Genomic DNA, 23,735 nt, shown 5'->3' with positions numbered 1-23,735 from the left:
ACGTAACGGCGGTCAACGTTCAGCCCTGAATTGATTTTCACGCCAGTGACGATGCGCCCGTCCCCCTTCTGCGGCACTGTCTCAATAGCTCAGACACCATGCCTCGGGAGAACTGCTACAGCGTAAGACGTTTATTCGTTCGGGCGTTCGAGCATTTGTTGGACCGCAGCCGCGTGGGAAAGCCCAACCCGTATGCTGTGTTCGCGTTTGCGGGTTACCGCCGAAACAGGCAGGTCCTTTGCCCCTCTATCTCACGCACCATTACGGGCAGCCCGAACACGGCCTCGACAGTCTCTTCCGTCACCACAGCGGCCGCGGGTCCGTCGACAACGATGCGGCCTTCTTGCATGGCGATGATGCGGTCGGCGTAACAGCTGGCGAAATTGATGTCGTGCAGGACGACGACGATGATCTTGCCCAGATCGTCGGCCGCCTTTCGCACGAGACGCATCATCGCCACAGCGTGGCGGATGTCGAGATTGTTCAAGGGTTCGTCGAGCAGGATCGCCGGGGTGTCCTGCGCAAGCACCATGGCGACGAAGGCGCGCTGCCTTTGTCCGCCCGAGAGTTCGTCGAGAAAGCGGTCGGACAGCGGCGTAAGGTCGAGGAAGGAAATGGCCTCGTCGACCTTTGCGCGGTCGGCTGCGGTCAGGCGGCCGCGCGAATGGGGGAAACGTCCGAACCCGATCAGGTCGCGCACCGTCAACCGCGCGAGCAAGCCGTTCTCCTGCTTTAAAACGGCGATGCGTCGCGCCAGCTCGGACCCTTTCGTCCGCGTGACGTCCAGCCCGTCGATGAATGCCCTTCCCTTGTCGATCGGCAACAACCTCGCGATCATCGAGAGCAGCGTCGATTTACCGGCCCCGTTTGGCCCGATAATCGCGGTCACGCCCGGCTGGTCGAGCGTCAGCGAGACCCGGTCGACGACCCGGCTGTCGCCATAGAGCTTGGTCAGAGCCGAAGCTTCGATCACCGGATTCCCCTTTTCAGAACAATGGCAAGGAAGACGAGCCCTCCGACAAACTCGATGACGATGCCGAGCGCCGTATCGAAGTGAAGCAGGCGTTCGAGAAGCGTCTGCCCCCCGACGAGACAGATCACCGCGATCAGCGAAGCGGCGAGAAGAGTTTCCGCGTGCCGTCTCGATCCGACGAGAGAGACCGCGAGGCTCGCCACGAGCAGGCCGAAGAACGTGACCGGACCGACGAGCGCGGTCGAGACCGAAACGAGGACGGCGATCAGGCCGAGGCTGAGCCGCATTAGAGCCACCGGATCGACCCCGAGCGATGTTGCGGTATCGCGGCCGAGAGCGAGCACGTCGAGTTGCGGCAACAGGCGCCAAAAGGCCAGCGTGACGAGGCCGATTAAGATTGCAGCCACGGTCAAAAGCTCGGTCTCGACCGTGTTGAAGCTCGCATAGAGCCTGTCCTGTAGGACGACGAAAGCGTTCGGATCGATTAGTCTCTGCAGGAAACCAGAAAGCGAGCGGAAAAGCACTCCTACGATGACGCCGATCAACAGCAGCTTGTAGAGATCTCGCGCACCGCGGCCGAGCAGCGTACCATAAAGCGCGAGAGCAAAGCCGATCATCGCCATCGTCTGGACAAGGAACAGCGTCATCGAATTGCTGTTGGCCGCAAAGAGCATTCCGGCGAAGAATACGGTGAGGGTCTGGATTAGGCCGTACAGCGCGTCGACGCCCATGATCGAGGGGGTGAGGATCCGGTTGCCCGACAGCGTCTGAAAGACGACCGTCGAGAAGGCAATGGCATGGCCGACGAGGATCATCGCCACGAGCTTCGGAGCGCGGATGGGCAGCACGAAGGACCAGTTGCCCTGCGCGCCGATTGTCAAGAATATCGCGCAGCACGAAAGCGCGAGGAGCGCGAGGAGAATAAGCGGTCGCGCCGTTCCTAATTCGCCGCGCCGCTGCGATGCGGCGACGTCAGCCATGGGCCGTTCTCCGCCTTGCCAAGAGCATCAGGAACAGCGCCGAACCTGCGACGCCCATGATGACGCTCACCGGTATCTCGTAAGGGTAGCGCAGGAGACGGCCGAGGACGTCGCAACCGAGGACGAGGATAGCGCCCCACAGGGCGACGAACGGGACGATACGGCGACCGTTGTCGCCCATTGTCATGGTGACGAGATTGGGTACTACGAGGCCGACGAAGGGGATCGATCCGATGGTCGCGACGGTCACTGCGGCAATTGCCGAGACAATGACGAGACCGAGGGCGACCACGCGCTCATAGGCGAGGCCGAGATTGACGCTGACGTCTCGCCCGAGACCGGCGAGGGTAAAGCGATCGGCGGCGATCAGCGCGACCGAACCGAGCATGGCGCCGATCCACAGAAGCTCGTAACGGCCCTGCAGAACCATCGAGAAGTCGCCGCTGCTCCAGGCACCGAGCGATTGCAGGAGATCGGCCCGATAGGCGACGAAATGGGCGGCCGCCTGAATGATGCCGGCGAGAACCAGTCCGACCAGCGGGACGAGCAGGCCGCTCTTCAGCCGCAGCCGGCGAATGAGGATAAGAAAGACCGCCGTGCCGGCAATTGCGAAACCGGCTGCAACTAGCGCCTTGACGAAGATGAGTGCCCCCGGCGCGAGCAGCGTGACCACCACCATGCCAAGCCCGGCGGCCTCGGTCGTGCCGATCGTCGAGGGTTCGACGAAACGGTTCGACGACAGCATCTGCATCAGAAGCCCTGCAACGGCGAGGCTGGCACCGGCAAGCATCGCCGCGACGGTTCGGGGCAGGCGACTGACGAGAAGAAGACGCAATGCTTCGCCGTCCATTTCCCCGTTCGCGATCGTCCGGAAGGAGAGATCGCCGGCGCCGATGAAGAGACTCGCGACGAAGAGCAGGACGAGGCCCAGGCAGCCAAGGCTCAGAATGTGGCGATCTGACATGGTCGGCTCGGTCTGCGAAGCGTTTGCCGCAGGCGCCGGGCAGCAGTTGCCAGCCCCGGCGGCGGGTTCATTCGGCGTGGCTTATGCCATGCTCACTCGGCCTTTGCGAAAAGCGTGGACAGCTGGTCGACATTGCGCTGCAGGGCTGTAAGGCCGGCGCTGGAAAGATACCAGGTGGCGGGGTCGAGATAGACAACGTGACCACTCTTCCAGGCAGTGGTGTTCTCGACGAGTTCGTTTTCGAGCATAGTGGCGGCAGCACCCCGGCCGATCGCCGCGTCGCGATCGATGACGAAAAGCCAGTCGGGGTTGTTCTTGGCGATATATTCGAAGGAGATCGCCTCGCCATGGTTGGAGACGTCCAGATTGTTGTCAGCCGGCTCAACCCCGAACGCGCCGTGGAGGAGGCCGAATCGCGAACCCGGCCCGAAGGCGCTCATCCGGTTGCCGGTGGTGAGCACGATCAGGCCCTTGCCTTGGTTCTTCGCCCTGTCCTTCAAGGTCGCGATCGAGCTCTCGAGCTTCGCGATTCGCAATTCGACTTCCGACGTTTCGTCGAAGATCACGCCGAGCGCGCGGGCCCGCGCCAGAGCGGAGTTCAGGAAGTCGGTCTGGTCGACCGACATGTCGATGGTCGGCGCGATCTGAGAAAGCGCCTCGGTCTGGCTGCTCGAACGCCCGCCGGTGATGACAAGGTCCGGCTGCAACGCTGCAACGATTTCGAGATCCGCCTCGAACAGCGATCCGACCTTGTCGACGTCGTCGCCGGAATATTTCGACAGGTACTCCGGATAAGGAGCCGTCGGTGCGCCCGCGACGTCGATGCCGAGCGCATCGAGCGTATCAAGCGTGGCCAGATCGTAGGCGACGACCGTCTTCGGCGCGTGGGGAACGCTTTGTTCGCCGGTCGCGGTCTCGACTTTGACCGTTCCACTAGCATTGTCCTGCGCATAGGCCGGTGGGCTAGCGAGAAGCCCGACCAAGCTCGCAGCAGCGAGCCAGCGAGACGCTTTGCGCATCAACGCCGAGGCCTTTCTTACATCAGTGCGAAGAATGGTCGGAAGCATGGTCAGTCCTATTCGCGGAAAACAGTTCTCGTGGGGGCGGTCATCGCAATACTTGATAAAAAGTGTCAATATTTTGGCTACGCATCTCAAGCCGACCCACCGTTTAGACCGGGTCGGCTCGGCAACAAACCATTCGCCGTTCGTTGGATGCGCAAGGGATCGTGTTTCACGCGATACACAACGCTGGGCAGGCAGGCCGATCTGCCAAACCGACCGGTAGCAAGACCAGGAAGCGTAGAGCGGTGCCTGCAACTCTTACTAGGGTCTATCGTTCTCGTCGTGCCTGGCCGGCCTTGCGAAGAACCGGCGGAGCGCGGGCCTTACCATTGAGCCATGTGTTTCCTCGGGGAGAAGGAACGTGGCGACATAGCGATGGCCCGCATCGGCAAGCCGTGTTCCGAAGTCGATCCCGTTCGGCCCTGCGCGGACCGCTTCAAGTTTGTTCCGCTCTGTCGTAGGAAGTTCGGCGCGCGGGTGCCTGCGACCGGCCGCGAGTATCGTCAGGCGCCGCGTATCGATGGCAGGACTGTCGGGGAATTGCGCCAGGGTCTCGTTGAGTTCCTGCATCAACCGGTGGCGGTTCCACCAGACGGCGGGATCAGCGGCGAAGTATTTGGCAATGGGCAGGTCTCGACGTAGAAAGGCCCGCAGCACGAAGAGGCCAGCCAGAGAGTGGCCGAATATTGCACTTGATTCCGCTGCTACCGGAGCCTGATCGGCAAGAAACGGCATCAGCCGATTCTGCAGAAAGCCTGCGAACAGGCGTTCGCCTCCTGTCTGCGGAACAGGGAGACCTTGCCGAAGTGAAAACGTCTCGGTCCCGGCCGTATCGGTGAGTTCGAAATATCGACGCAGGATACGGGCCTGCCGTTCGAACTCCGGCAGACCAATGCCGACCAGAAGCCTGGGGGAGCCCTCTGTCAATGCGATCTCTTCCGCCGTGTCGAAGAACTGATCGGCATCGAGGATGAAGCTGGCCGGTCCGAGAGGCCGCCATGTCCCGATCCGGCGAAGCATGACGCGATAGGAGCGCCCGGTAAAGCTCAGTTCGGTTTCCTGGCGCATCCCAAGCCTCGGCCATCGGGCCCGATATATGTTGATCCTTGCGCTCAGCATATGTCGGGAGGTATCGCAATTGCGAAACTGAGGCCGATCGGAAAGTATCCAAAAAGGACATTAGGACATGAATCTGCACGAGTCAGCAGCGGTTTCTCCGACCCGGCGTCTGCGCCACGAGTTGCACCGCCGCCGGCTGTCGGTCGTTTCCTCCGAGCGGCTGAGCCCAGCGATGCTGAGGATCGTCCTTAACGGCGACGAGCTTCGCGGCTTCACAAGCGCTGGGGCAGACGATCATGTAAAGCTTTTCGTTGCGGACAAAGACGGAGCGGAAGGGGAGCGACGGGACTACACTCCGCGACGCTACGACCACGCGCGCAACGAGCTAACCCTTGATTTCGCCGTTCACGAGGCCGGCCCGGCTACTGCCTGGGCGTTGTCGGCGAAGGTTGGCGACGAGCTGATGATCGCCGGTCCCCGGAGCTCGCTTGTGGTCGAAGAGAGCGTCAGGCGCTTCCTGCTGATTGGAGACGAGACTGCACTGCCGGCGATCGGCCGGCGTATTGAAGAGGCCGGACCGGACGTTTCGATCGTCAGCCTCGTCACGGTGCCGGAACGTGCCGACGAGCAGAGCTTCGAGACGTCTGCCGATCTTGATGCGCACTGGATCCACCGTCCGCTCGAGCGCGCCGACAATCCCGAATTGCTGCTTGACGCGCTACGCGACATCGAGATCGAACCGGATTGCTTCGTCTGGATCGCTGCCGAGGCGTCCGTTGTGCGTGCGCTCCGCCAGGTCATTCTCCAAGAGCGAGGTCACCCGAAAGGCTGGTTCAAAGCGTCTGGCTACTGGGTCCGCGGCAAGGCAAATACGACGGAGAAGTTCGAGGACTGATTCTCGATGGTTTGGGCTTTGATAACGCAGTGGATAGGGCCGTCGCCGCGCTGTCACGGCTGCGACAGCCTGCTCGCCTATCGCACGCTCTTCGGGGACATGCCGAAATGTCGCTTGAACGCCGTCGAAAAATTGGCGGCGCTCCGGTAGCCTGCGACATGCGCGGCTTCCGCGACGCTCAGCCCCTCGTGCTCGATGGCGCGGCGAGCGCGGTTCAGATTGCGTCGCCGGATATAGTCGAAGGCGCTCATGCCATGAACGGACTGGAACAGCCTCTGCAGCGTGCTGACGCTGGTTCCGGTGGCGGCGGCGATTTCGTCGAGGGTCGGATTGGAGAGTTCGCGCAAATACTCCTCGATCCGTCGCATCCGGTGCAGGTCACGGGAGCCGACGTGGCCGGTCGCCCAGCAGGCACGCCTGGCGTCGAGCTGGCCGAAACCCTCTGAGATGAGTTCCAACGCACGGCTCTCCAGATACAGCCGTTGCAATGCGGGTTCGTATGATGGAGGCCGCAAAATCTGTTCGCCGATCGCGATCATGCTGTTGCTTGGACGCCAGCCGTGTCGTGCGAGATGGGTCTTGCAGAATCCGGCGATGCGCGGCGCGTGCGAGGAGTCCGCAAGGCCGCAATCGGCCAGCCATTCATGGGATATCGTCACGTTGACCTTACGCAGATGCTCGCCTCGGCGCGAATGCCGTCTGAACCGCGTCGGTCCGGTGCGCGCCATCACGGCGGCCCGCATGCATCCGCCATCACCTTCGCTGGCCGGCATGATCGGACAGTCGTCGATCGCCGCGTCGACCGCCCCTTGCAGAAAAAGATAGAAGGTAACGCCGGGCCGTTGCTCGATGCACGTCTCAAGATCGACGAGTTCGGTCGTATCGGAGGCATGCAGCACGAGACCTGGCCGCAGTTCGGTCAACTGGTAGTGCCCCTTCAGAGCGGCTCCGTCGCCTGCTTCGCCGCTACGCCGCCAGGCAAACCCATTCCCGACGAGGGTGGACGCATCGGCGAGGCGACTGGCCGCAATGGTTTCATCGTCGAGATCGAAGGCCATACCCATCATCGTCCTAGACACTGTCTCATGGTGAATCCGAACTGCAATCGACGGGCTGGTTTATTCATGGAGCTTGGCCGTGTCATCAAAGCAACACAATCACGCCATGTTCGCCGCAGCGATGCCGTTGCACCAACTTCAAAACTCTTTGACACGTCCGCAAACGACCCACGCTCGTCCCGCCATCGGCTTTCTCGTAAAACATGACTTCAAATGACAGGTTTTAGTGAGACGGTGCAAGGCCCCCATCCGGTCCGAACCGTCTTAGAGTGCGAGGGGATATAAAATGACCGACTTCAAACAGCGGCCTGACCGCCAGAGAATTTTGGGATTGCTCGTCACAACGAGCATCGCGAGTGGGAGCTGGATCGGCGCAAGCGCCGCGCAGGAAGCTGATCCGACGATTGAGCTCGACACCGTCACGGTCCAAGGCTCAAGCTACACAACTGAGGGAACCGAAAGCTACACGACAGACCTTATCAGTGTCGGCGAGAAGGAAGCCCGCTCACCGCGAGAGATCCCACAGACGACAACGGTCCTTACCCGGGCGCGGATCGAGGACAGCGGCTACACCTCGCTTGACACTGCGATGCGCGAGACACCGGGCATTGTCGTCCTCAATAACGACAATGGACGCTCCAGCATCTTCTCCAGAGGCTACGAGTTCGATTCCTTATACTTCGACGGACTGCCCGCTCCGCTTTCGAGTGTCTACGGCACTCAGCCCGACCTTGCCATTGTCGACCACATCGAGATCCTGAGGGGGCCTTCCGGCCTGTTCGGAGGATCCGGCGAGCCCGCTGGAGCGATCAACATGGCGCTGAAGAAGGCGCCCGACGTCTGGCGGGGCTATGTCGAGACACAGTACGGCTCCTGGGACACCAAGCGGGCCGAACTCGACGCTGGCGGTCCGCTCAACGAGGCGGGAACGATCCGCGGGCGTATTGTCGGTGCCTATCAGACCGGCAACAATATGGTCGACGTCGTCGACAACGAGAACGGTGTCGCATACGGGACGGTCTCGATCGACGTAACGGAACAGACCACCGCGACCTTCTCCGTCAGCCACCTGGAGCGGGACATCACGCCATATAACGGTCTGCCGACCTATTCCGACGGCACGCTGATTGATCTCGACCGCTCGACCTACACAGGTGCGGATTGGAACCGCTTCGACAACTCCGTTGACGACTACATCGCCGAGGTGGAGCACAAGTTCGACGACGGCGGTCATGCCCGGGTTGCGCTACGCTATTCGGATCGCGATGCCGATTTCCTCTATGGTTGGGCAGGAAGCTCAGCCGACCAGAACGGCAATGTCAACGGCATCCGCTATATCGCCAGAGACTTCGACGAAACGTCGCTCGCGCTCGACGCCTTCGTCTCCAAGCCGTTCATGCTGTTCGGCCAGGAGCACAATGTCCTCATCGGCGCCGACTACCGCAAGATCGACACGACGCTTCTTGCCGCTTCGGGAGTAAGCTCTGGCACCTACAATCTCTACGACTGGAACGCTTCGGCGATCGCCGAGCCGACGGTTGATTACACTAGTCAGACCGATAGCGACCAAGAGCAGACGGGCATCTACGGTCAGTTGCGCATCAAGCCGATCGAGCGCCTCACGCTGATCGGTGGCGGCCGCGTGAGCTGGTACGATTCGTCGACAGAGAATCTCCTAAGCGGCGGAACTGACGACGAGATCAAGATCGACAACCATTTCACGCCTTACCTCGGCGCCGTGGTCGATCTTACTGATCAGATCTCCACCTATGCAAGCTATACGGAGATCTTCCAACCCCAGACCTATTTCGACGCCAACGGCGATCTGCTCGACCCGCGTCAAGGTGATCAATACGAACTTGGCTTCAAAGGCGAGTTCTTTGACGGAGCGCTCAACGGGACGCTCGCCTACTTCAATTTTCGCGAAGAGAACCGGGCCCTGCAGAACACCGCAGGCATCTACGAGGCGCTCGGGGAGGTCGAGTCCAAGGGAGTCGAATTCGAAGTTTCGGGCGAACTCCTGCCGGACTGGCAGGTTCAGGCCGGCTACACCTACACCGAGACCAAATATCTCAACGGCAGCAGCGCCGGCTCGGTATTCAGTCCCTACACTCCCGAACATCAGGTGCAAATCTGGACCGACTACACGTTCCGCGATGCCGACGCTTGGTGGGATGGGCTGTCGATCGGTGGCGGCGTCAAGATCTATAGCGACTTCTCAGCCGTCAGCGGCTTGACCACCATCGAGGCGCCTGGCTACGAAGTGGTCGATCTGAAACTCGGCTACGAATTCAACGAGAATCTCTCTGCAAAATTGCAGATCAATAACCTGTTCGACGAGAAATACTACGCCCGCGTCGGGAGTACGTCGGTCTTCAATTTCTACGGCGAAGAACGCAACGCCATGCTGTCGGTCAAGGCGCAGTTCTAAGGATTGATCTGTTGGCTAGGCAGCCAAGATGCTGCACAGCCTATCCGACTGATTACCTCAGAACCAAATATGGTTTTACTTGCGACGGCCGAAACGTCGCGGGTTCCACAGACGAGTAGAGGTAGAGCACCCTTCCACTACGAGAGTGGGCTCAAACGGAAGTCAGGACGAACAACAACGGCAACGCCCTGCCTTCGGCATAATGCTACGCTCGCTACGGCTCAGTTGGTGTGCGACTTCGTGACACGGGGTACAGCTAACAATCTGGGGTCGCGGGAAGTTCTATCCGTTACACAACGTTAAGGCCACCATGCGAGTATTCCGATAACTGACATTGTATTTCGGAAACGTCCATGTCACCCGTCCTATGGTCTCAACATGTACGAAAAGCAGCCTACGGTGCTTGCGCATTCTCGCTGCTGGTGTTCGGACTTACAGTAAGTTCGCCGCGCAGCGCTTTGGCGGGGTCCGTGTCCAGTCCGACTGTCGTTGCAAAGGCGATTGTCGACGCGTTCGATAGGCTCTTCGGCGGCCCCCACCCAAGCTTTCGATCGGTGCATGCCAAAGGCATCCTTCTCGAAGGCCGGTTCGTGCCTGACCCCCATGCTGCCCAGTTAAGCCGCGCTATTCACCTTCAAGGCGCGTCCGTGCCGATCGTGGTGCGTTTCTCCGATTTTGCAGGGGTTCCCACAATCGCAGACAACGCACCCGAAGCCAATCCCAAGGGAATGGCTGTGAAGTTCATGCTGTCTGACGGGGGGTCGACTGACATTGTTGCCCATTCGTACAACGGCTTTCCTGCCGCAACACCCGAAGAGTTTCTGGCGTTTCTCACTGCTCTTGGCAGTGGTCCGGAACAATTTGCGACGCATGTCGCAAGTCATCCTGCAGCCAGGCTGTTCGTCGATGCGCCGAAGCCGGCACCTTTGAGCTTTGCGTCGGAAAGTTATTTCGGAGTCAATGCTTTCAACTTCAAGAATGCCGAGGGAGTCTCGCATTTCGGGAAATATTACTTCGCACCTCTTGCGGGAGAAGCGCATTTGACGGATGCACAAGCCGCGGCCGAGAAGCCTGATTATCTGTTTTCGGAGGTGCAGGCACGCTTGCGGAACGGTCCCATCCGCTTCGCGCTGAGGGTGCAATTGGCTGAGGCCGGAGACTCTTTAACGGATGGCTCCTTTCCCTGGCCCAGGAGCCGTAGATTTGTTCAATTAGGTATTCTGGAGCTGACGGCTGTCGGGGCCAATCAGAAGCAGCGCCAGCGTGACATCCTTTTTACGCCGCTCAGTTTAGTCGGCGGTATCGCTCCGTCAGATGACCCCATGCTGATCTCCCGTACCCGCGCCTACCGGGTGTCTCATCGCCGGCGAAGCGGCGATCAGGCGGCGCACCTCGCCTCCCAGTAGGTGTATAGTGGCTCCTTTCCATATCGTGATCGCCGCCTTCTGTTGTGGATTTGGCGTCCAGCTGGCCCTCGCTGCTCACGGAACGTCACATGTTGTCGTTCGTCAGATCAAGCGAAACTTTGATCGCTCGGAAGTCTCTTTAAACGTAGGTGAGATAATCCGCTTTACCAACGAGGATGAATTTCTGCACCAGATCTATGTCGAGTCCAAAGACTTTAGTTTTGACTCAGACGAGAAAGGCCCCGGTGAGGAGCTTGATGTAGAATTCCCGGTTCCCGGACACTTCACCGTAAGGTGCGGAATTCATCCCCGCATGGGTCTCGACGTAAGTGTTGAAAAATAGAATTCGCCCGGTGTTCAGTTGCGTAAAGGCAACCATCTTGTCGCTTAGGTTTAAGCTATTTGCCGGCTGTCTCGGATTAACACTCGTAACAATCGCGCTTGGCACTTTTTCTCAATATTCTCAACGCCAGGTCGGAACCTTGGCAGCGCTAATCTACGATGAAGCGCTTCTATCGATGAGCTATCTACGTTCGGCGCAGAACTCGCTCGTGACTTTGGAAAAGGATGTCGCTCTCGCTTCCGCCACTCAGTCGAATGCGCCAGAAGGTCTGTCACAGAGCGCGACGAATGCGCTATCCGATATTCTTGCAGACGTCGATGTAGCCTGGGCACGTGCTCTCTCCGAGTCCGGAAAGCGGAAGACGGCCGAGATACGTTTCAAACTTGAGAATCTTGAGAAGCGCGTCGATGCATTGCCGCGGCTGACGTTTCTTCGCGAATTGAGTGAACTCGATGCGTCGTTCGATGTCGCCGTCGAGATATTTGCCGGTGACGGGTTTCGCTTCCGTAAAGACATTGGCAACCTGATCGACAGTTCCGTCCTTCGTGTCCGGGTGATGCTGGTTTTCGCGGTTGCCACTGCCATCCTTATCTCGCTCTCCCTTGCGCATGCGATCGTGCCGCCGCTGAACAGGGCTGTGGGAGTTGCCCGCTCAATCGCAGGAGGGAAGCTTGATAATTTGATAGTGCCTCACGGCAAGGACGAAACCGCAATCCTTTTGTCTGCCCTTGCTACCATGCAGGAAAGTATCGCGGAGAAGATTGCGCATATCGGGGATCTGATGAAATCGCAGGCAAACCGGTACGATGGGAAAATTGCACTGCAGGGCGCCAGATTCGAAGCCGCCCTGAACAACATGTCTCAGGGGCTTTGCATGTTCGATGAGAACGAAAGGCTTGTCGTCTATAACAAGCAACTTGTCGACATGTTTGGGAACTTGGAGATTGGACGATCAGCAGGAGAGGCCTTTGACGATCCCGACATTCAGCACCTGCTTTCTCGGAGCGTGGATACGGCGCTCATGCATGAATTATCCGACGGCCGGATAATCTGTCTGACCCGTCAACCTGTCCTAGGAGGTGGTTGGGTCGATACATTCGAAGATGTGACAGAGCGTCATCGCGCCGAGCAAAAGCTCACTCATATGGCGTTGCACGATACGCTCACGGATCTTCCCAATCGTGTACAACTCCGGGAGATGCTCGAGGCTACTCTTCAGAAGTGTCCTCTTGTCGCTCAGACTGCAATTCTCTGCCTCGATCTGGATGGCTTCAAATCGGTGAATGACACGCTGGGGCATCCTGTCGGGGACGCCCTTCTGCGAGCAACGGCAGAGAGGCTTGTGGCCTCAGTTGATCACGGTGACCTCGTGGCACGCGTCGGGGGTGATGAGTTCTCTATCGTTCTCCGAGCTGCTAATCCCGCAGAGGCGGCCGAACGCACGGCTCGACGAATTATAAACGCGCTGAACGAGCCCTTCGCCATTGGACCCCATCAGGTTTCTGTCGGCGTCAGTATCGGCATCATGTTGCCTGGCCGGCTGGAAAAAGGGGCTGCGCAAAGCAATGTCGACGGTCTGATCAAGAACGCTGATCTTGCCCTCTACCGTGCCAAAGTTGAGGGGCGCGGCACCTATCGATTCTTTGAAGCGGAAATGGATGCAAGGCTGCAGGCTCGGCGCGCACTGGAACTCGATCTCCGCGCGGCAATTGAAAACGATGAACTCGAGCTGTTTTATCAGCCCTTTGTCGATACAGTTCGACGTGTCGTTTCCGGCTTTGAGGCCCTGCTGCGATGGCGTCACCCGGAAAGAGGTCTTGTCTCGCCCGGCGAATTCATTCCTGTTGCCGAGGAAAGTGGTCTGATGGCCAGGATGGGGCTCTGGGTGTTGGAAACCGCGTGCCGGCAGGCGGTGAATTGGCCGGCTGACCTCAAGATCTCCGTCAATCTGTCCCCAGTACAGTTTCGCAGCCGGACCTTAGCTGCCGACGTCCGCGACGTTCTGAATAAGACCGGACTTGATCCGCGCCGTCTCCAGCTTGAGGTGACAGAATCCTTACTGCTTCAGGAAACTGAAATTGTTCTGCGAACGCTCAAAGCTTTGCGCGATCTGGGCATCGCAATTTCGATGGATGATTTTGGGACGGGCTATTCGTCACTCGGCTATCTCAGCCGGTTTCCCTTCGATAAGATCAAAATTGATCAGTCGTTCGTCCGGAGCATCGAGGCGCGAGAAAATCTGGCTATCATCCGTGCCGTCATCGGGCTGAGCCGTGCGATGGATATCGCGGTCATAGCAGAAGGAGTAGAAACGCTAGAACAGTGCCATCGCCTCCAGGACGAGGGCTGCTCTGAAATGCAGGGATATTACTTTAGCCGGCCGGAACCGGAAGAGGAGTTGGCAAGATTGATTATCGATGTTGGCCTTCGCTTGTCTGCGGAGCGATCAATCCTTCCGATATCGGCAGAGGATGCCGCGGACAAGAACAGGTCGGTTCGGACGGCTTCGCCGTCGTAGTTTTGACAGCCAGCATTAGCAGCTGTTTGCCGACCAGTGTGGACAGGAGATCGGTAGCGATTTTGTAGTCTGAGGCCTCGCCGCCGGTCACGATGAAGCCAAGAGGACGTCGTCCCAAAGGCCGGCCATATGAGGTGTCAGAACCGGACGATTTTGACACGGCTCGCGAACACACGGTTCTCCGGAACTTCAAAGGTGTCAGAAGTCAGGATCAGAATGTCCGCTATTGGCATTGAAAGTCGAGTGCTCGGATGACCGGCATGGGCGCGTAGCTGCCGATCCGATTTCCCGAATGGGCTCCCCATCGAAATAGGTCCGACCCGGCTCGTAGCGGAACCGATGGCTTTGATCCGCAGAAAACTGCGTCCAAAAACCCAGATAGAGCTCTAACGGAATTTTGCGGCTCGGAATCATCGATAGGAACTCCGAAACGCTTTTGACTTTCAAGGAATCGGTTTTTCCTCGTCGTGTAACGAGGAGTTCGCCGATGATCAGAGAGAACATTCCACCGCCGACCCGAACGGCAAAGACGGAGACAGCGTATTTGAAGCGGGCGGAACAACTCCGTCTGCAAGCGTTCAAGGAGACATGGCAGGCTAGAAGGGACGTGGCGCCTGACCTCTCCGAGTTTCGACTTGGCGACGCCATTTCGTGGTTTTGCGGCCAGGATGACCGCTGGTCGAAGAGTACGATACGACAGTATCAAGCAGCGCTCCGGGTCGCCGTCGAGCGTGCCGTCGACACTTATTGTCTTTCGATTTCGGGAATGGCGGCGGCGTTTGAGAAACTCGATGCTCCGCCTAAAGCCATAAAAGCGAGGCGTGCATGGGCGAAGCCCCGGACATCAGCGCGAAAGCGACAGAGCGTCCTCCTCACAGAACTGGAGGCAGTCATCGACTTCTTGGAAAGTGGCACGGTTCTGGACCGCATCGCGGGACTCTATCTTAAATGCAATGTCCGGATCGCACTGCGTCCCGTCGAATGGGAAACCGCAACTCGATATGGCAGCTCACTCTCAGTTGAATGTGCCAAATTTACAAACGGGCGCGGCATTGACTCGACACGAGACGTCGATCTAGGGCCGATCCTCAATCAGTGCCCCTACTTTCTAGACAGCGTCGACCGGCTAATTGTCGGTCTGCATGACGCACTGGGGCATGCCGGGAGTTGGTCCAGGCTCTGGTCAAGGCTGGCTTCGCGTATCGCCCGCGCGTGCAGACTGCTCGGAATTCCCCGGATAGCACTTTACACTGCAAGGCACGTTGGACTAGCGACCGCGAAGCAGACCATGTCGTCGGTAGAGGTAGCGGCACTCGCCGGTCATGCGTCAGATCGGACGGCGCAGTGGCATTATGCGCATAGCCGAACGGGATTGAGTTCGAGCATGGCGGTCGCGGTTCCCCATGCTGCTCTGCTCGACTTGGTTCGGCAACCCTTGCGGACGGCGAGATTGTCAGACGGTCGTCTGGTTCGGGAGACGCGATCTCTGCGTTGCGAGGGAGAGTTGGTTCACTTTCGGCCTCGGCATCGGAATGACGCATCGGGACTCGAAGAGGCCGATCAAAACATACGAGATTGGAGCCCATTCTCTCCCTAAAAACGAGGACTCACTGTTCCAAATCGCGCGACTTCGAGGGTTGCACCTTCGCGAGAAGGTCTTCAATCGCCGCACGCGAAAGCACCCGTTTTGCGATAAGTCGATCTGCGAGCGCCTCGATCACTCGCCTATGTCTGGTCACAAGGAGCGTGGCCTCTGCTTCGAGTCGCCGCAGACGCCTTTCGATGACGTGACGGTCGACGTCGCCAGACGAAAGCCACGAACCCAATCCCCCGCTTTCCCCGGACGCGATGACTCGGGAAGCGCTGGCAAGATCGGATGCGGCGCCCGTGCTGCTATCGCCAAGGATAACGAGTTCCGCAGCGCGACCGCCGAGAAGAGGAATGACGAGCTTGTCCAGACCAGCGGCAGTCTGGTCGAACTCTGCGGCCTCGCGGCGGACGTAACCTCCGACGCCGGATTGCGAAACGATCGATGCGGCATGAACCGTATCTCCGGCGAGCCACCCGAGCACTGCGTGACCCGCCTCATGAATGGCAATACGTCGAACTATTCCAGGTGATCGTGTCTCGGCCGGGAGTGCCTGCGAAATAACAAGCGCGGCATCAACCGGCCGAGCGTTTTTGCGAGCAATCCTGCGACATTCTCGGGCCAGTCGAGCTACGTCGGCGCCACTGACAGTTCCGGCAAGAGCCGTGGCGACGAGTTGAATTTCGTCGGCAGCGATGGCCTCTTCCGCAAAATGCATTTGCAGGATGCCGAGAAGGGCCATCTCATCTGGCAGGCCAATCTGAAAAGACCGGTCGAGGCGCCCTGACCGCAGCATTGCGGTATCGACCGAGTCAATATGATTTGTCGCTCCCACGACGACGACTCCTTCCGTACGTAGCGCGCCGTCCGTCTGTTCGAGCAGCGTCGTGGTAATGGTCGTCCACCAGTCATCACGTTGGCTGTGCCCCTTTCCGCGGCCAACGATCGTATCCAACTCGTCGATGAAGATGATGCAGGGCGCATTCTCGGCGGCAACAGTAAAAGTGGCGCGGATCGCTTTCGTAACGTAGCTCAGGTGACCTTCGCCGACAGATGACCACGCGGCATACGAGGTGTAGATCACCGGAACAGCGCACTCCGCCGCCAGCGCCGTGGCAAATTGCGATTTGCCAGTGCCGGGAGGGCCATAAAGAACGCAACCGCGATCCACCTCCGACCACTGGATTTTCCCGGTCCTGTAAGCCTCGATGTCAGCCGAAAGATCGAGTGCCCAGCAGGCGGCTTCGCCATATCCATGGAGCTGTGAGACAAGTGGCCCTGTGGGCCGATGGAGTTCGACATGCTGGCCAGAAAAGGCCGCACGATCCGCGGTTGTTGTACCGCGCCTCGATAACTTCTGCTGGTCTTCCTCTCCGTTGTTGTCGGCATTATCCCAGAATCGTACATATTGAGACGCGAGATCATTAAACTGTTCGATGGACCTTGCGGTTCTGAGGATGAGGTCCGCCGAGCCTGCATAGATTTCGCGGGCCATGGGCTTTGGCGCTTGGCCAAAACGGCGGCCTGCGATCCTGATGAGGTCATCGTTGCTCCAGCCGATCTCGATCGTCGCCTCGAGGACCGGTGGGAATTCCTCCGGACTGCAAAGGACAAATGCGCGACCAATTGCAGACGATCCCAAGATATCTTCTGGACGGGCTATAGCGCCGAAGTCCTGCAAGCGGCCCTCCGTGCGGGAGATCGCTTCAGGAAACACCGATCGGACGAAATCGATAACATTCGTCCCGGCGACCAGACGAACAATTCTGGTCTTGGCATCGAGGTCAGCTACGTAAGAGCGGATCTGCGTGCCGATGAAGCCAAAAGCGCTGTTCTCATCGAATGTTTTGTCGTCCGGATCTTGCACATCGAAATCACCGACAAGCAAGACATTGGGGGAGGGGACGGGGCTAACCTTGCCCAGCTTACTCAGCTTCTTCATTGCAGCTCTCCCGGGTCTCGACCAATGCGCCAGAGCCGCGAATAGCTCCGCGCCCATCCGCCTGCGCGATCGAGGGCGTAGATGCGGGACGTCATCGAGAGTCCGGGACCGACGAGCGGATGACCGACGACTTGTCCGGCAAGCCGAAAAGCCGAGAGATCGGGAATGATGCGTGGTGTGCAAATAACCGGGGCGGCCGCCAGTTCGGCTTCGGTCGGTGCGCCTGCGGCTCCATAACGACGCAGGTCGGCGGCGAGGCGCTCGAGCGCCTCGATGTCCATCCATTCACTGCCGATCGGAATCCCGGGAGCGCTGTAAGGAAAGTTGGGCATCTCAGTTGCTCCTATGCTTGTCAGGCTGTTGGCGGACGAGCCACTCACGAACCAGCGGGGCAGTTGCATCGCCGCAGGCCGTGAGCCGATCGAGGCTGACGATCAATAGGTTGCGTTCCCATCGCGGGATCGAGCGACGTCCGAGGCGTAGCGCGGCCGCGACGTAAAAGGCGGAGTCGAGGTGGAGGAGGCGCGGCGTCGCAGCCTCATCAAGCGACTGCTCAACGATGGCTGTCGATCTGGTCGTTGCGGGCGGCATTGGTGTGAGACCTTCGGGCATGCGGCCGAATGTACCCGATCAGTAGCGCGAATCTGGATGCCTAGCTGATGCGGGAACAGACTGTAGGCCTAGTTGAGACAAATCAGACGGGTCAGGCGGTCAGTGAGACGGCTCGGGATGACGATCGGCCTGTTCGATACCGCTCATCATTCGCCGCAATTCGGCAGGGCCGATCGAGCGGCTCAGGTCGATCACGCGAGGGGGCGGCGTGGCCCGGTCCTTGGACGGCTTGACCTCATCATCCGACAAATGAGCAACATTATCGCCATGATCGATCAAGCGGCTTTCTCGCGTGGCATCCTCGCTAGAAGTGCCAGACGCGTCGGGCTCCGGCTCGATAATCGTGGCCAGCCTGTCCCGAATCCTTTGGTCGAGACGATCGAGAAGGCGTATGATCGGAGCATCAAGAAACCTGTCGATCTCACCGGCGCGAATTGTCATCGCTTCGTCGTGCCCTGCTCGGCCATAGCGATCGAAAACCGCGCAACCGACGCCGTTGACGCGATGGCCCTCGGCTTCGAGAGCGCTACGTGCGCTCATAGCTGCCGTCCGAACGGTTCGGACAAGGGACTTTGTTCGAGGACCGGAAAGCGGAACGCTGCCGCGGATGCATTCGATCAGAGTCGCGTGCCGCGTCGTTAGATCGATAACGACCAGATCCGTTGCGAAGAAGCCGAGAACCTGCGTATCCGCTCGCACTTCAACGTCGAGCGTGCGCTGATTATTGTTTCGAACGATCTCGTCGGCCGTCCGTGTCAGGGGCAACGGATGTTCCCTGAGAACGAGGTAGTGCGGATTCTCGCGAAGGGCGACAGCAATCACGTCGGGGATCGCCTGCCCGGATCGCGTCACGATCGACCGAAATAGACTGGCGATGGTAGAATATTCGCCAAGCATCGGATCGGCTTCCAGCGCCTCCGCGCTGACGAGAGCATCGTCAACAATCGAACGGGCAATGGCATCGATGGTACCACAGACGGGATCTTCCGCCTTCGATGCCGCCGATTCCGCTCCGGGATTGCGCGGTGGACGTCCGGAAAGGACCCGGCGGGACAGCCGGGGGATGGCGTGGCCAAAAGGTTTACGATCACGATTGGACATAGGATTCCTCCTGCCTGACGAGGTCGTCAGGTCATGATGAGCGGAAGGGAAGGGGACCGCCGCCGGCCACGAATGGCAAGCGGACCGAAAAGCAGGGGGCGTCAGACTACCGCGACGAGTTGGCCGCTTCTGAAGCCACGCGGTGTCGCGAATGACGTCAGCCGACTTGCGGATTGTCCGTCGGAGAGCGAAGAACGAAACCGTTTGCGGTGCGCGTCGCCGTGACGAGGTCGAGGCCGACGAGCTTCAAGCAAAGGTCTTCGGTAACGACGTGCGTGTGCAACAGAGCGTTGGCGCATGCCGCGTGGCCCTGGTCGAGATCGGCAACATATTCGCCGACCTGTGCGATCGCCGCGAGGATTCGGCGAGCGGTCGCCACCTCCCGTCCAGAAAAGACGGGACCCGTCCTGTTCGGTGCCGGCGTGTCAGACTTCATGCTGTCGTGGTCGCAGATCAGAGTGGGATCGGAAGCTTCGACAGAAGCGCGCTCGCCCACACTGAGGCGGCCGACGTCGTCGACTTCGCCGTACTCCCTGTTCAGGTAGGACTGGCGCCTTGCGGACTGTGCCGCCTCAATCATCTGCGTCTTGAACTCGTCCGGCAGATCGGGGATCTCGGTGATCCGCATGATCGGCCCCAAGCCGGTGATGTATGGGATACCACAGATCTCCCGCGAGCCGATCGGGCGCGAGATGAAGTGTGCGAGGCAGGTCCCGTCCTCGTCCGACATGGCCCAGCCCTGAAGGCCAGCGACATCGGGATGACTATCTTCGTCAGAAAAATCGGGAGTGGTCTTGCACGTCGTCGCTGTGCGCGCAATGAAAGCGTCAGCCATCTGTTCTCTCCTATCGAGACAGTTGGTCAGGTCGCTGGGCGGAGTTGGCGCTCCCCCGGCGGCCGCCCCATGCGGTCGCCTGCTTCCTGATCTATGGTCGGCAGTCGAAATGATGCCGATGCGGGGAAGATAAGACCAAATTCCACAATGTAAATAGTGACATTCGCCCCAATTCGTTCGGGGTTAATATATCGAAATTACATAAAGTTTTATCCTTTCAAACATTACGCGTTGGGCGAGATTTGTTCCGCTGCGCGACCGCTGCATTTAGGCCTGAGTTGGCATCAATGCGCTGTTGCGAGATTGCAACTCATAACCCTCACGCAGTCGCTTGGGGGGCTATTCAACAAGTTAGCATGCCGATTTCGGTCGTGAGAGCGAGATCATCGGATCGATGCTGATTCGATGAGGCAAGTCATGCCAGTCAGAGATGTACAGGTTGATGGTCACGGTAAACGCAAACAAGCGCGGATCACCATTGCGAGCGGGAAGGGTGGCGTCGGGAAGTCCGGTCTCGTCATCAATTTAGCGGCCGCTGCCGCCGCAGCGGGATACACGGTCGCGATTCTCGACACGGATACCGATCAACATTCCTGTGTCGAATGGCGACAGGCAGGCGGGAGGATCGACGTAATCAAAGTCGACCCGGCTGATGTTTTAGGGGCTTTGCAGCGCCTCACGACCGTCGATGTTGTCGTTATCGACACGTGCGGCGCGGTTCTCGCAGCGCACATTGCCGCTATCGATTGTGCGGATCTCGTGCTGATTCCGCTTTCTACATCCGCGCGAGACCGTGGGCCGGCGTTGAGGACATTTAAGAAAGCGACTGCGCGCGGACGCCCCCTCCGTTTTGTCCTTTCGCTGGTCGATCCGTCTGCCACGGAGGATCGGCTTGACGGTAGTCAAGCAGAGGTATCCAGCGCCATCCGGGGCTATCTCGACAATGCCGTTCTGAGCCGATTTTTCATGAAAACCGTGATCACGCGGCGTGTACCGCTACGCGACGCCATGGACGTCGGAGGCACTGCATTCACGCAGCGGTTTACGCTTCGCTCTAGGAACGAGTTTGAATCTCTCTTTGAAGAGATCGCGACGATTATTCGAATTACGGAAACAATATGAAAAAACTGCGTATGGAACTGCTGGGAAACCACAAGACAGAGACCGCGTCTGGCGAGGATGCGTCGACTGGCAAATCCCCCGGGGCAACGACGATCAGGGTCTCACAGAAGGTCCTCGACAGAGTTGACGCGGAGGCTAGAGCTGAAGGACTGAGCCGTAACGAATTGATTGTCCTCCTTCTCGACGAATGCCTGCGCTCGCGTACAGGGGAGGGCATCGTTGAAATCGACTCGGACTTCGCGACGTTTTTGAAAGCCAAGCGGCGACGCCGCTAAATGGTCCAAATCCGCCTGAATCGGCGGATGCTGATGCCGCGCTGCCGGCGTGGGACCCGTTGATCTCGCGCGTTCTACGGTGCGTTCGAAATATGACTCCTGATTATATGACCGGCAGCTAGACCAAGCGCCATTTGACAAGGACGGGCGTCCAAGACATCCATTCGATGCCGCGATGCCGCGATGCCGCGATGCCGCGATGCCGCGATGCCGCGATGCCGCGATGCCGCGATGCCGCGATGCCGCGATGCCGCGATGCCGCGATGCCGCGATGCCGCGATGCCGCGATGCCGCGATGCCGCCGCTGACCTCGCGTTGACAGAGTTCTGTTACGTCGCGGCCATTCAAGCGACAGTCTCAACGCTGCCGATCGGTCGAGGCGATCTAGAAACGCCACTGGGTCGAGAGCGCGAAATAATCGCCCGACGATGCATCGATTTCTTTCAAACGAGCGCCGGGCTCAAAACGCACATAAGTGCCGGAGACCGACAGCCGCTCGGTGACAGACCAGTCGCCGGATGCGATGAATTGCTGGCCGATGAAGCGGCTGTTGCCGCCGGCTGTGCCTTTGACTGCCGTGAGTGGCGGGCCGTAGAACGCATCTTCCTTCGACTGCTTCCACAACGGATTCCAGCTGAACTCCATTTTCAGATCGTCGCGTGGTGAAATCGAAATTCCGGGCTGGATATCGAGAAGATTGGCCGGGGCGGCGAGATTGGCTTCCGAGAAATAGGGGAGCTTGGGAAACAGCGGGTTGAATGTCCCGAGGCGGTTATCGTTGAGATCGCCGCCGCCCGAAATTGCGTCGGCTTTCAGCCCGAGACGGGGCGAGAAGGGCAGCGCGTCGAGGGTGTAGCCGATGTCGGCGGATGTCGTCCAGGCACCGATGTCGGAAGATCCGAAGGAGCCGAACTGATAGGCGGCTTCAAGGTTGTAGTAGCGGGCGCTGATGGGTTCGGCCCTCGGCGTCGGCGTGTCCGGATCGAGAAGAGCCGCTTCGGCAACAAGAAGATCGCGCAGGCTCTCGGCGAAGAGGCGGAGCCGGTAGAGCGCCGCGACACGGCGAGGCAGGGACTCGTCGATCAGGCCCGGCGTACGGGTCAGATGGTGAACCAGCGTATAGGGATCGAGGGAGGCAATGAATCGCTCAATCGCCCCGACATCGGCTCGTGTCTCTTCGACGCTCGTCCGCTGTGGCGGATAGTCGGCAAGCATCCGGCAAAGGGTCGCCCGCTCCTCTTCGACACGGCCCTGGCGCTCGGCCGGAGAAAATTTGCCGAGCGCGAAGGCCGCGGCATCCGCCGCGACGAGGGTGCGGTTGAGAAGCACCGCGACCTCTGTCATCCGCGGCAGCCGCCAGTTCCGTCGCGAGCGCTCGAAGGCCTGGGCCCTTAACGTGGTATGGATTGCGAGAAGCTCAGAGAAGACGGCCTTCCGCTCACCAATCGCGACGGTGGCTTCATCGGAAAGATCGGCCCTGGCAAGATTGAGCATCCGGCTTCTGGCGCTGGCGATCTGGCCCTTCACCTGGTTCTCGACGGAAACCGGGAAAACGACAAGGAGGACAACGAAGCTCGCGACGATGGCGACTGCGGTCTCGGTCGTCCGGGCGAGGGCATAGCCGTAGGCCGCGGGAGCGTTCGAGCCGGTGTCGAGCACGATGACGAGTGCGGTGAGGCCGGCGACGCTGTAGGCATAGGCATCCGTGCCGCTCATCAGCCGGGCGAGATAGCTCGTGGCGAAGATCCACGGTGCCAGCGCTGCAATCATTTGCCCCGCCGTCTGGGCGAAGTTGGCGATCAGCATTAACCCGACGAGCGCGCCCATCAGTGTCCCGGCGAGCCGCGCCGCACTGCGCCAGACCATGGAGCCGGCATCGGGCCGGGCGACGAGCGGGATGGTCATCAGCGCCCAGTAGGTGTTCGGCAGGTCGAGCATGAAGGAAAAGGCGAGGGCGAGCACCGTCGCCAGCGCCACCTTGAAGGCGTAGATCGCCTGCGGCCCGTTCATGGCCTCGCGGTGTCCATCAGCATCTCAGTCTCTGCTTGGCCTCTCGCCAGCCCCTCTCTCGCGCCATCGTGCCATAGTCGACGCTTGCGAAAATTCATCCTTAGGTTTGCTTGAGGTGTTCTGGCGCCACGCAGACGCATCCTTCGCCAGCAGCTCACTGCCGGGACTATCGGGCCTCGGTTCGCCCATGACGCAGCGATCCTCTTTCGACCTTGCGATGATTTAGGTGGCGACCAGTCAGACTATGAAAGGTCGCAGCCGCCGGATAAGGAATGAGAGTATGATCGGCACAGACGACGTCCCCGTACCAGCGCGGCGTTCCTACACGTCTTCCGTCTGAAACCGGTCCGGTATCATGGGTACTGCGGTGCGGCAGTGCGCTTGCCGAAGCTGAGTTCGCGGCCGAAACTTCGTGCCGCGTTCACACCTGAAAGCGACCAGTTCCTTTGCCGGACTATCGGCCACCGGGGCCATAGTTGGGTGCTGCAATCGGTTTGATGGAAAGGCCTCGCCGGCCATGCCGACCAAGTCACCAAGGGCTGCTCTCCCAACAAGGTCC

18 protein-coding genes are annotated in these 23,735 nt (G+C 59.5%); 7 read left to right on the top strand and 11 right to left on the bottom strand.

From position 1 onward, the window contains the following. Nucleotides 1–214 precede the first annotated feature (214 nt). The 5 genes from J6595_RS18545 to J6595_RS18525 all read right to left on the bottom strand — a co-directional run bounded on the left by J6595_RS18545 (nucleotide 215) and on the right by J6595_RS18525 (nucleotide 5,049). Nucleotides 215–973 (bottom strand): iron ABC transporter ATP-binding protein, encoded by a 759-nt coding sequence (locus J6595_RS18545; protein ID WP_209596502.1) that lies wholly within the window; start codon nucleotides 971–973, stop codon nucleotides 215–217. Then, a complete protein-coding gene (locus tag J6595_RS18540) occupies nucleotides 970–1,953 on the bottom strand; it encodes an iron chelate uptake ABC transporter family permease subunit (protein ID WP_209596500.1) in 984 nt (327 codons plus the stop codon). Before J6595_RS18540 ends, J6595_RS18545 begins: the two co-directional genes overlap by 4 nt. Then, entirely contained in the window at nucleotides 1,946–2,917 is a 972-nt protein-coding gene (locus J6595_RS18535; protein WP_209596498.1) for an ABC transporter permease, read from the bottom strand. Before J6595_RS18535 ends, J6595_RS18540 begins: the two co-directional genes overlap by 8 nt. A 92-nt stretch (nucleotides 2,918–3,009) precedes the next feature. Next, nucleotides 3,010–3,936, bottom strand: coding sequence for a siderophore ABC transporter substrate-binding protein (locus J6595_RS18530; RefSeq protein ID WP_209596538.1), 927 nt, complete (start codon nucleotides 3,934–3,936; stop codon nucleotides 3,010–3,012). 306 nt (nucleotides 3,937–4,242) lie between these two features. Next, nucleotides 4,243–5,049 (bottom strand): alpha/beta hydrolase, encoded by an 807-nt coding sequence (locus J6595_RS18525; protein ID WP_209596497.1) that lies wholly within the window; start codon nucleotides 5,047–5,049, stop codon nucleotides 4,243–4,245. A 118-nt stretch (nucleotides 5,050–5,167) separates the two neighbouring features. Here J6595_RS18525 and J6595_RS18520 point away from each other — a divergent pair, with 118 nt between their 5' ends. After that, nucleotides 5,168–5,935 carry a siderophore-interacting protein gene (locus tag J6595_RS18520; RefSeq protein WP_209596496.1) on the top strand — a complete coding sequence of 256 codons (768 nt, stop codon included), beginning with the start codon at nucleotides 5,168–5,170 and terminating at the stop codon, nucleotides 5,933–5,935. Between the two features lie 77 nt (nucleotides 5,936–6,012). Here the strand turns inward: J6595_RS18520 and J6595_RS18515 are convergent, their stop codons facing one another. Then, entirely contained in the window at nucleotides 6,013–6,993 is a 981-nt protein-coding gene (locus tag J6595_RS18515; protein WP_209596495.1) for a helix-turn-helix transcriptional regulator, read from the bottom strand. Nucleotides 6,994–7,279: 286 nt separating this feature from the next. Between J6595_RS18515 and J6595_RS18510 the strand changes: the two genes are divergently transcribed. The 4 genes from J6595_RS18510 to J6595_RS18495 all read left to right on the top strand — a co-directional run bounded on the left by J6595_RS18510 (nucleotide 7,280) and on the right by J6595_RS18495 (nucleotide 13,691). Then, the gene (locus J6595_RS18510; RefSeq protein ID WP_209596494.1) at nucleotides 7,280–9,424 is read left to right on the top strand and encodes a TonB-dependent siderophore receptor; all 2,145 of its coding nucleotides are present in this window, start codon (nucleotides 7,280–7,282) and stop codon (nucleotides 9,422–9,424) included. A 353-nt stretch (nucleotides 9,425–9,777) separates the two neighbouring features. Further along, entirely contained in the window at nucleotides 9,778–10,830 is a 1,053-nt protein-coding gene (locus tag J6595_RS18505) for a catalase family peroxidase (RefSeq protein ID WP_209596493.1), read from the top strand. 7 nt (nucleotides 10,831–10,837) lie between these two features. Beyond that, a complete protein-coding gene (locus tag J6595_RS18500; RefSeq protein ID WP_342453245.1) occupies nucleotides 10,838–11,173 on the top strand; it encodes a cupredoxin domain-containing protein in 336 nt (111 codons plus the stop codon). Between the two features lie 175 nt (nucleotides 11,174–11,348). Next, entirely contained in the window at nucleotides 11,349–13,691 is a 2,343-nt protein-coding gene (locus tag J6595_RS18495; protein WP_209596492.1) for a putative bifunctional diguanylate cyclase/phosphodiesterase, read from the top strand. Between the two features lie 1,607 nt (nucleotides 13,692–15,298). On the opposite strand, the gene J6595_RS18490 is transcribed toward J6595_RS18495, so the two are convergent. From J6595_RS18490 to J6595_RS18475, 4 genes are all read right to left on the bottom strand, one after another. Further along, nucleotides 15,299–17,221 carry an AAA family ATPase gene (locus tag J6595_RS18490; protein ID WP_209596491.1) on the bottom strand — a complete coding sequence of 641 codons (1,923 nt, stop codon included), beginning with the start codon at nucleotides 17,219–17,221 and terminating at the stop codon, nucleotides 15,299–15,301. Further along, on the bottom strand, nucleotides 17,218–17,553 hold the full coding sequence (locus J6595_RS18485) for a DUF6634 family protein (RefSeq protein ID WP_209596490.1): 336 nt from the start codon (nucleotides 17,551–17,553) through the stop codon (nucleotides 17,218–17,220). Before J6595_RS18485 ends, J6595_RS18490 begins: the two co-directional genes overlap by 4 nt. 379 nt (nucleotides 17,554–17,932) lie before the next feature. Further along, a complete protein-coding gene (locus J6595_RS18480) occupies nucleotides 17,933–18,934 on the bottom strand; it encodes a hypothetical protein (RefSeq protein ID WP_209596489.1) in 1,002 nt (333 codons plus the stop codon). Between the two features lie 157 nt (nucleotides 18,935–19,091). Beyond that, nucleotides 19,092–19,769 (bottom strand): hypothetical protein, encoded by a 678-nt coding sequence (locus J6595_RS18475; RefSeq protein ID WP_209596487.1) that lies wholly within the window; start codon nucleotides 19,767–19,769, stop codon nucleotides 19,092–19,094. A gap of 417 nt (nucleotides 19,770–20,186) precedes the next feature. Here J6595_RS18475 and J6595_RS18470 point away from each other — a divergent pair, with 417 nt between their 5' ends. Both J6595_RS18470 and J6595_RS18465 read left to right on the top strand, forming a co-directional pair. Continuing rightward, nucleotides 20,187–20,891: a nucleotide-binding protein gene (locus tag J6595_RS18470; protein WP_209596486.1), complete on the top strand. Its 705-nt coding sequence runs from the start codon at nucleotides 20,187–20,189 to the stop codon at nucleotides 20,889–20,891. After that, complete coding sequence (locus tag J6595_RS18465) at nucleotides 20,888–21,166, top strand: ribbon-helix-helix protein, CopG family (protein WP_209596484.1); 279 nt, start codon at nucleotides 20,888–20,890, stop codon at nucleotides 21,164–21,166. Before J6595_RS18470 ends, J6595_RS18465 begins: the two co-directional genes overlap by 4 nt. Nucleotides 21,167–21,550: 384 nt before the next feature. Here the strand turns inward: J6595_RS18465 and J6595_RS18460 are convergent, their stop codons facing one another. Then, on the bottom strand, nucleotides 21,551–23,176 hold the full coding sequence (locus J6595_RS18460) for an FUSC family protein (RefSeq protein WP_209596482.1): 1,626 nt from the start codon (nucleotides 23,174–23,176) through the stop codon (nucleotides 21,551–21,553). Nucleotides 23,177–23,735: the final 559 nt, after the last annotated feature.

This window comes from Jiella mangrovi (genome assembly GCF_017815135.1).
Taxonomy (GTDB): Bacteria; Pseudomonadota; Alphaproteobacteria; order Rhizobiales; family Rhizobiaceae; genus Jiella; species Jiella mangrovi.
The sequence above is the reverse complement of the archived record's forward strand: the minus strand, read 5'-3'. Positions and strand labels throughout refer to the sequence as shown.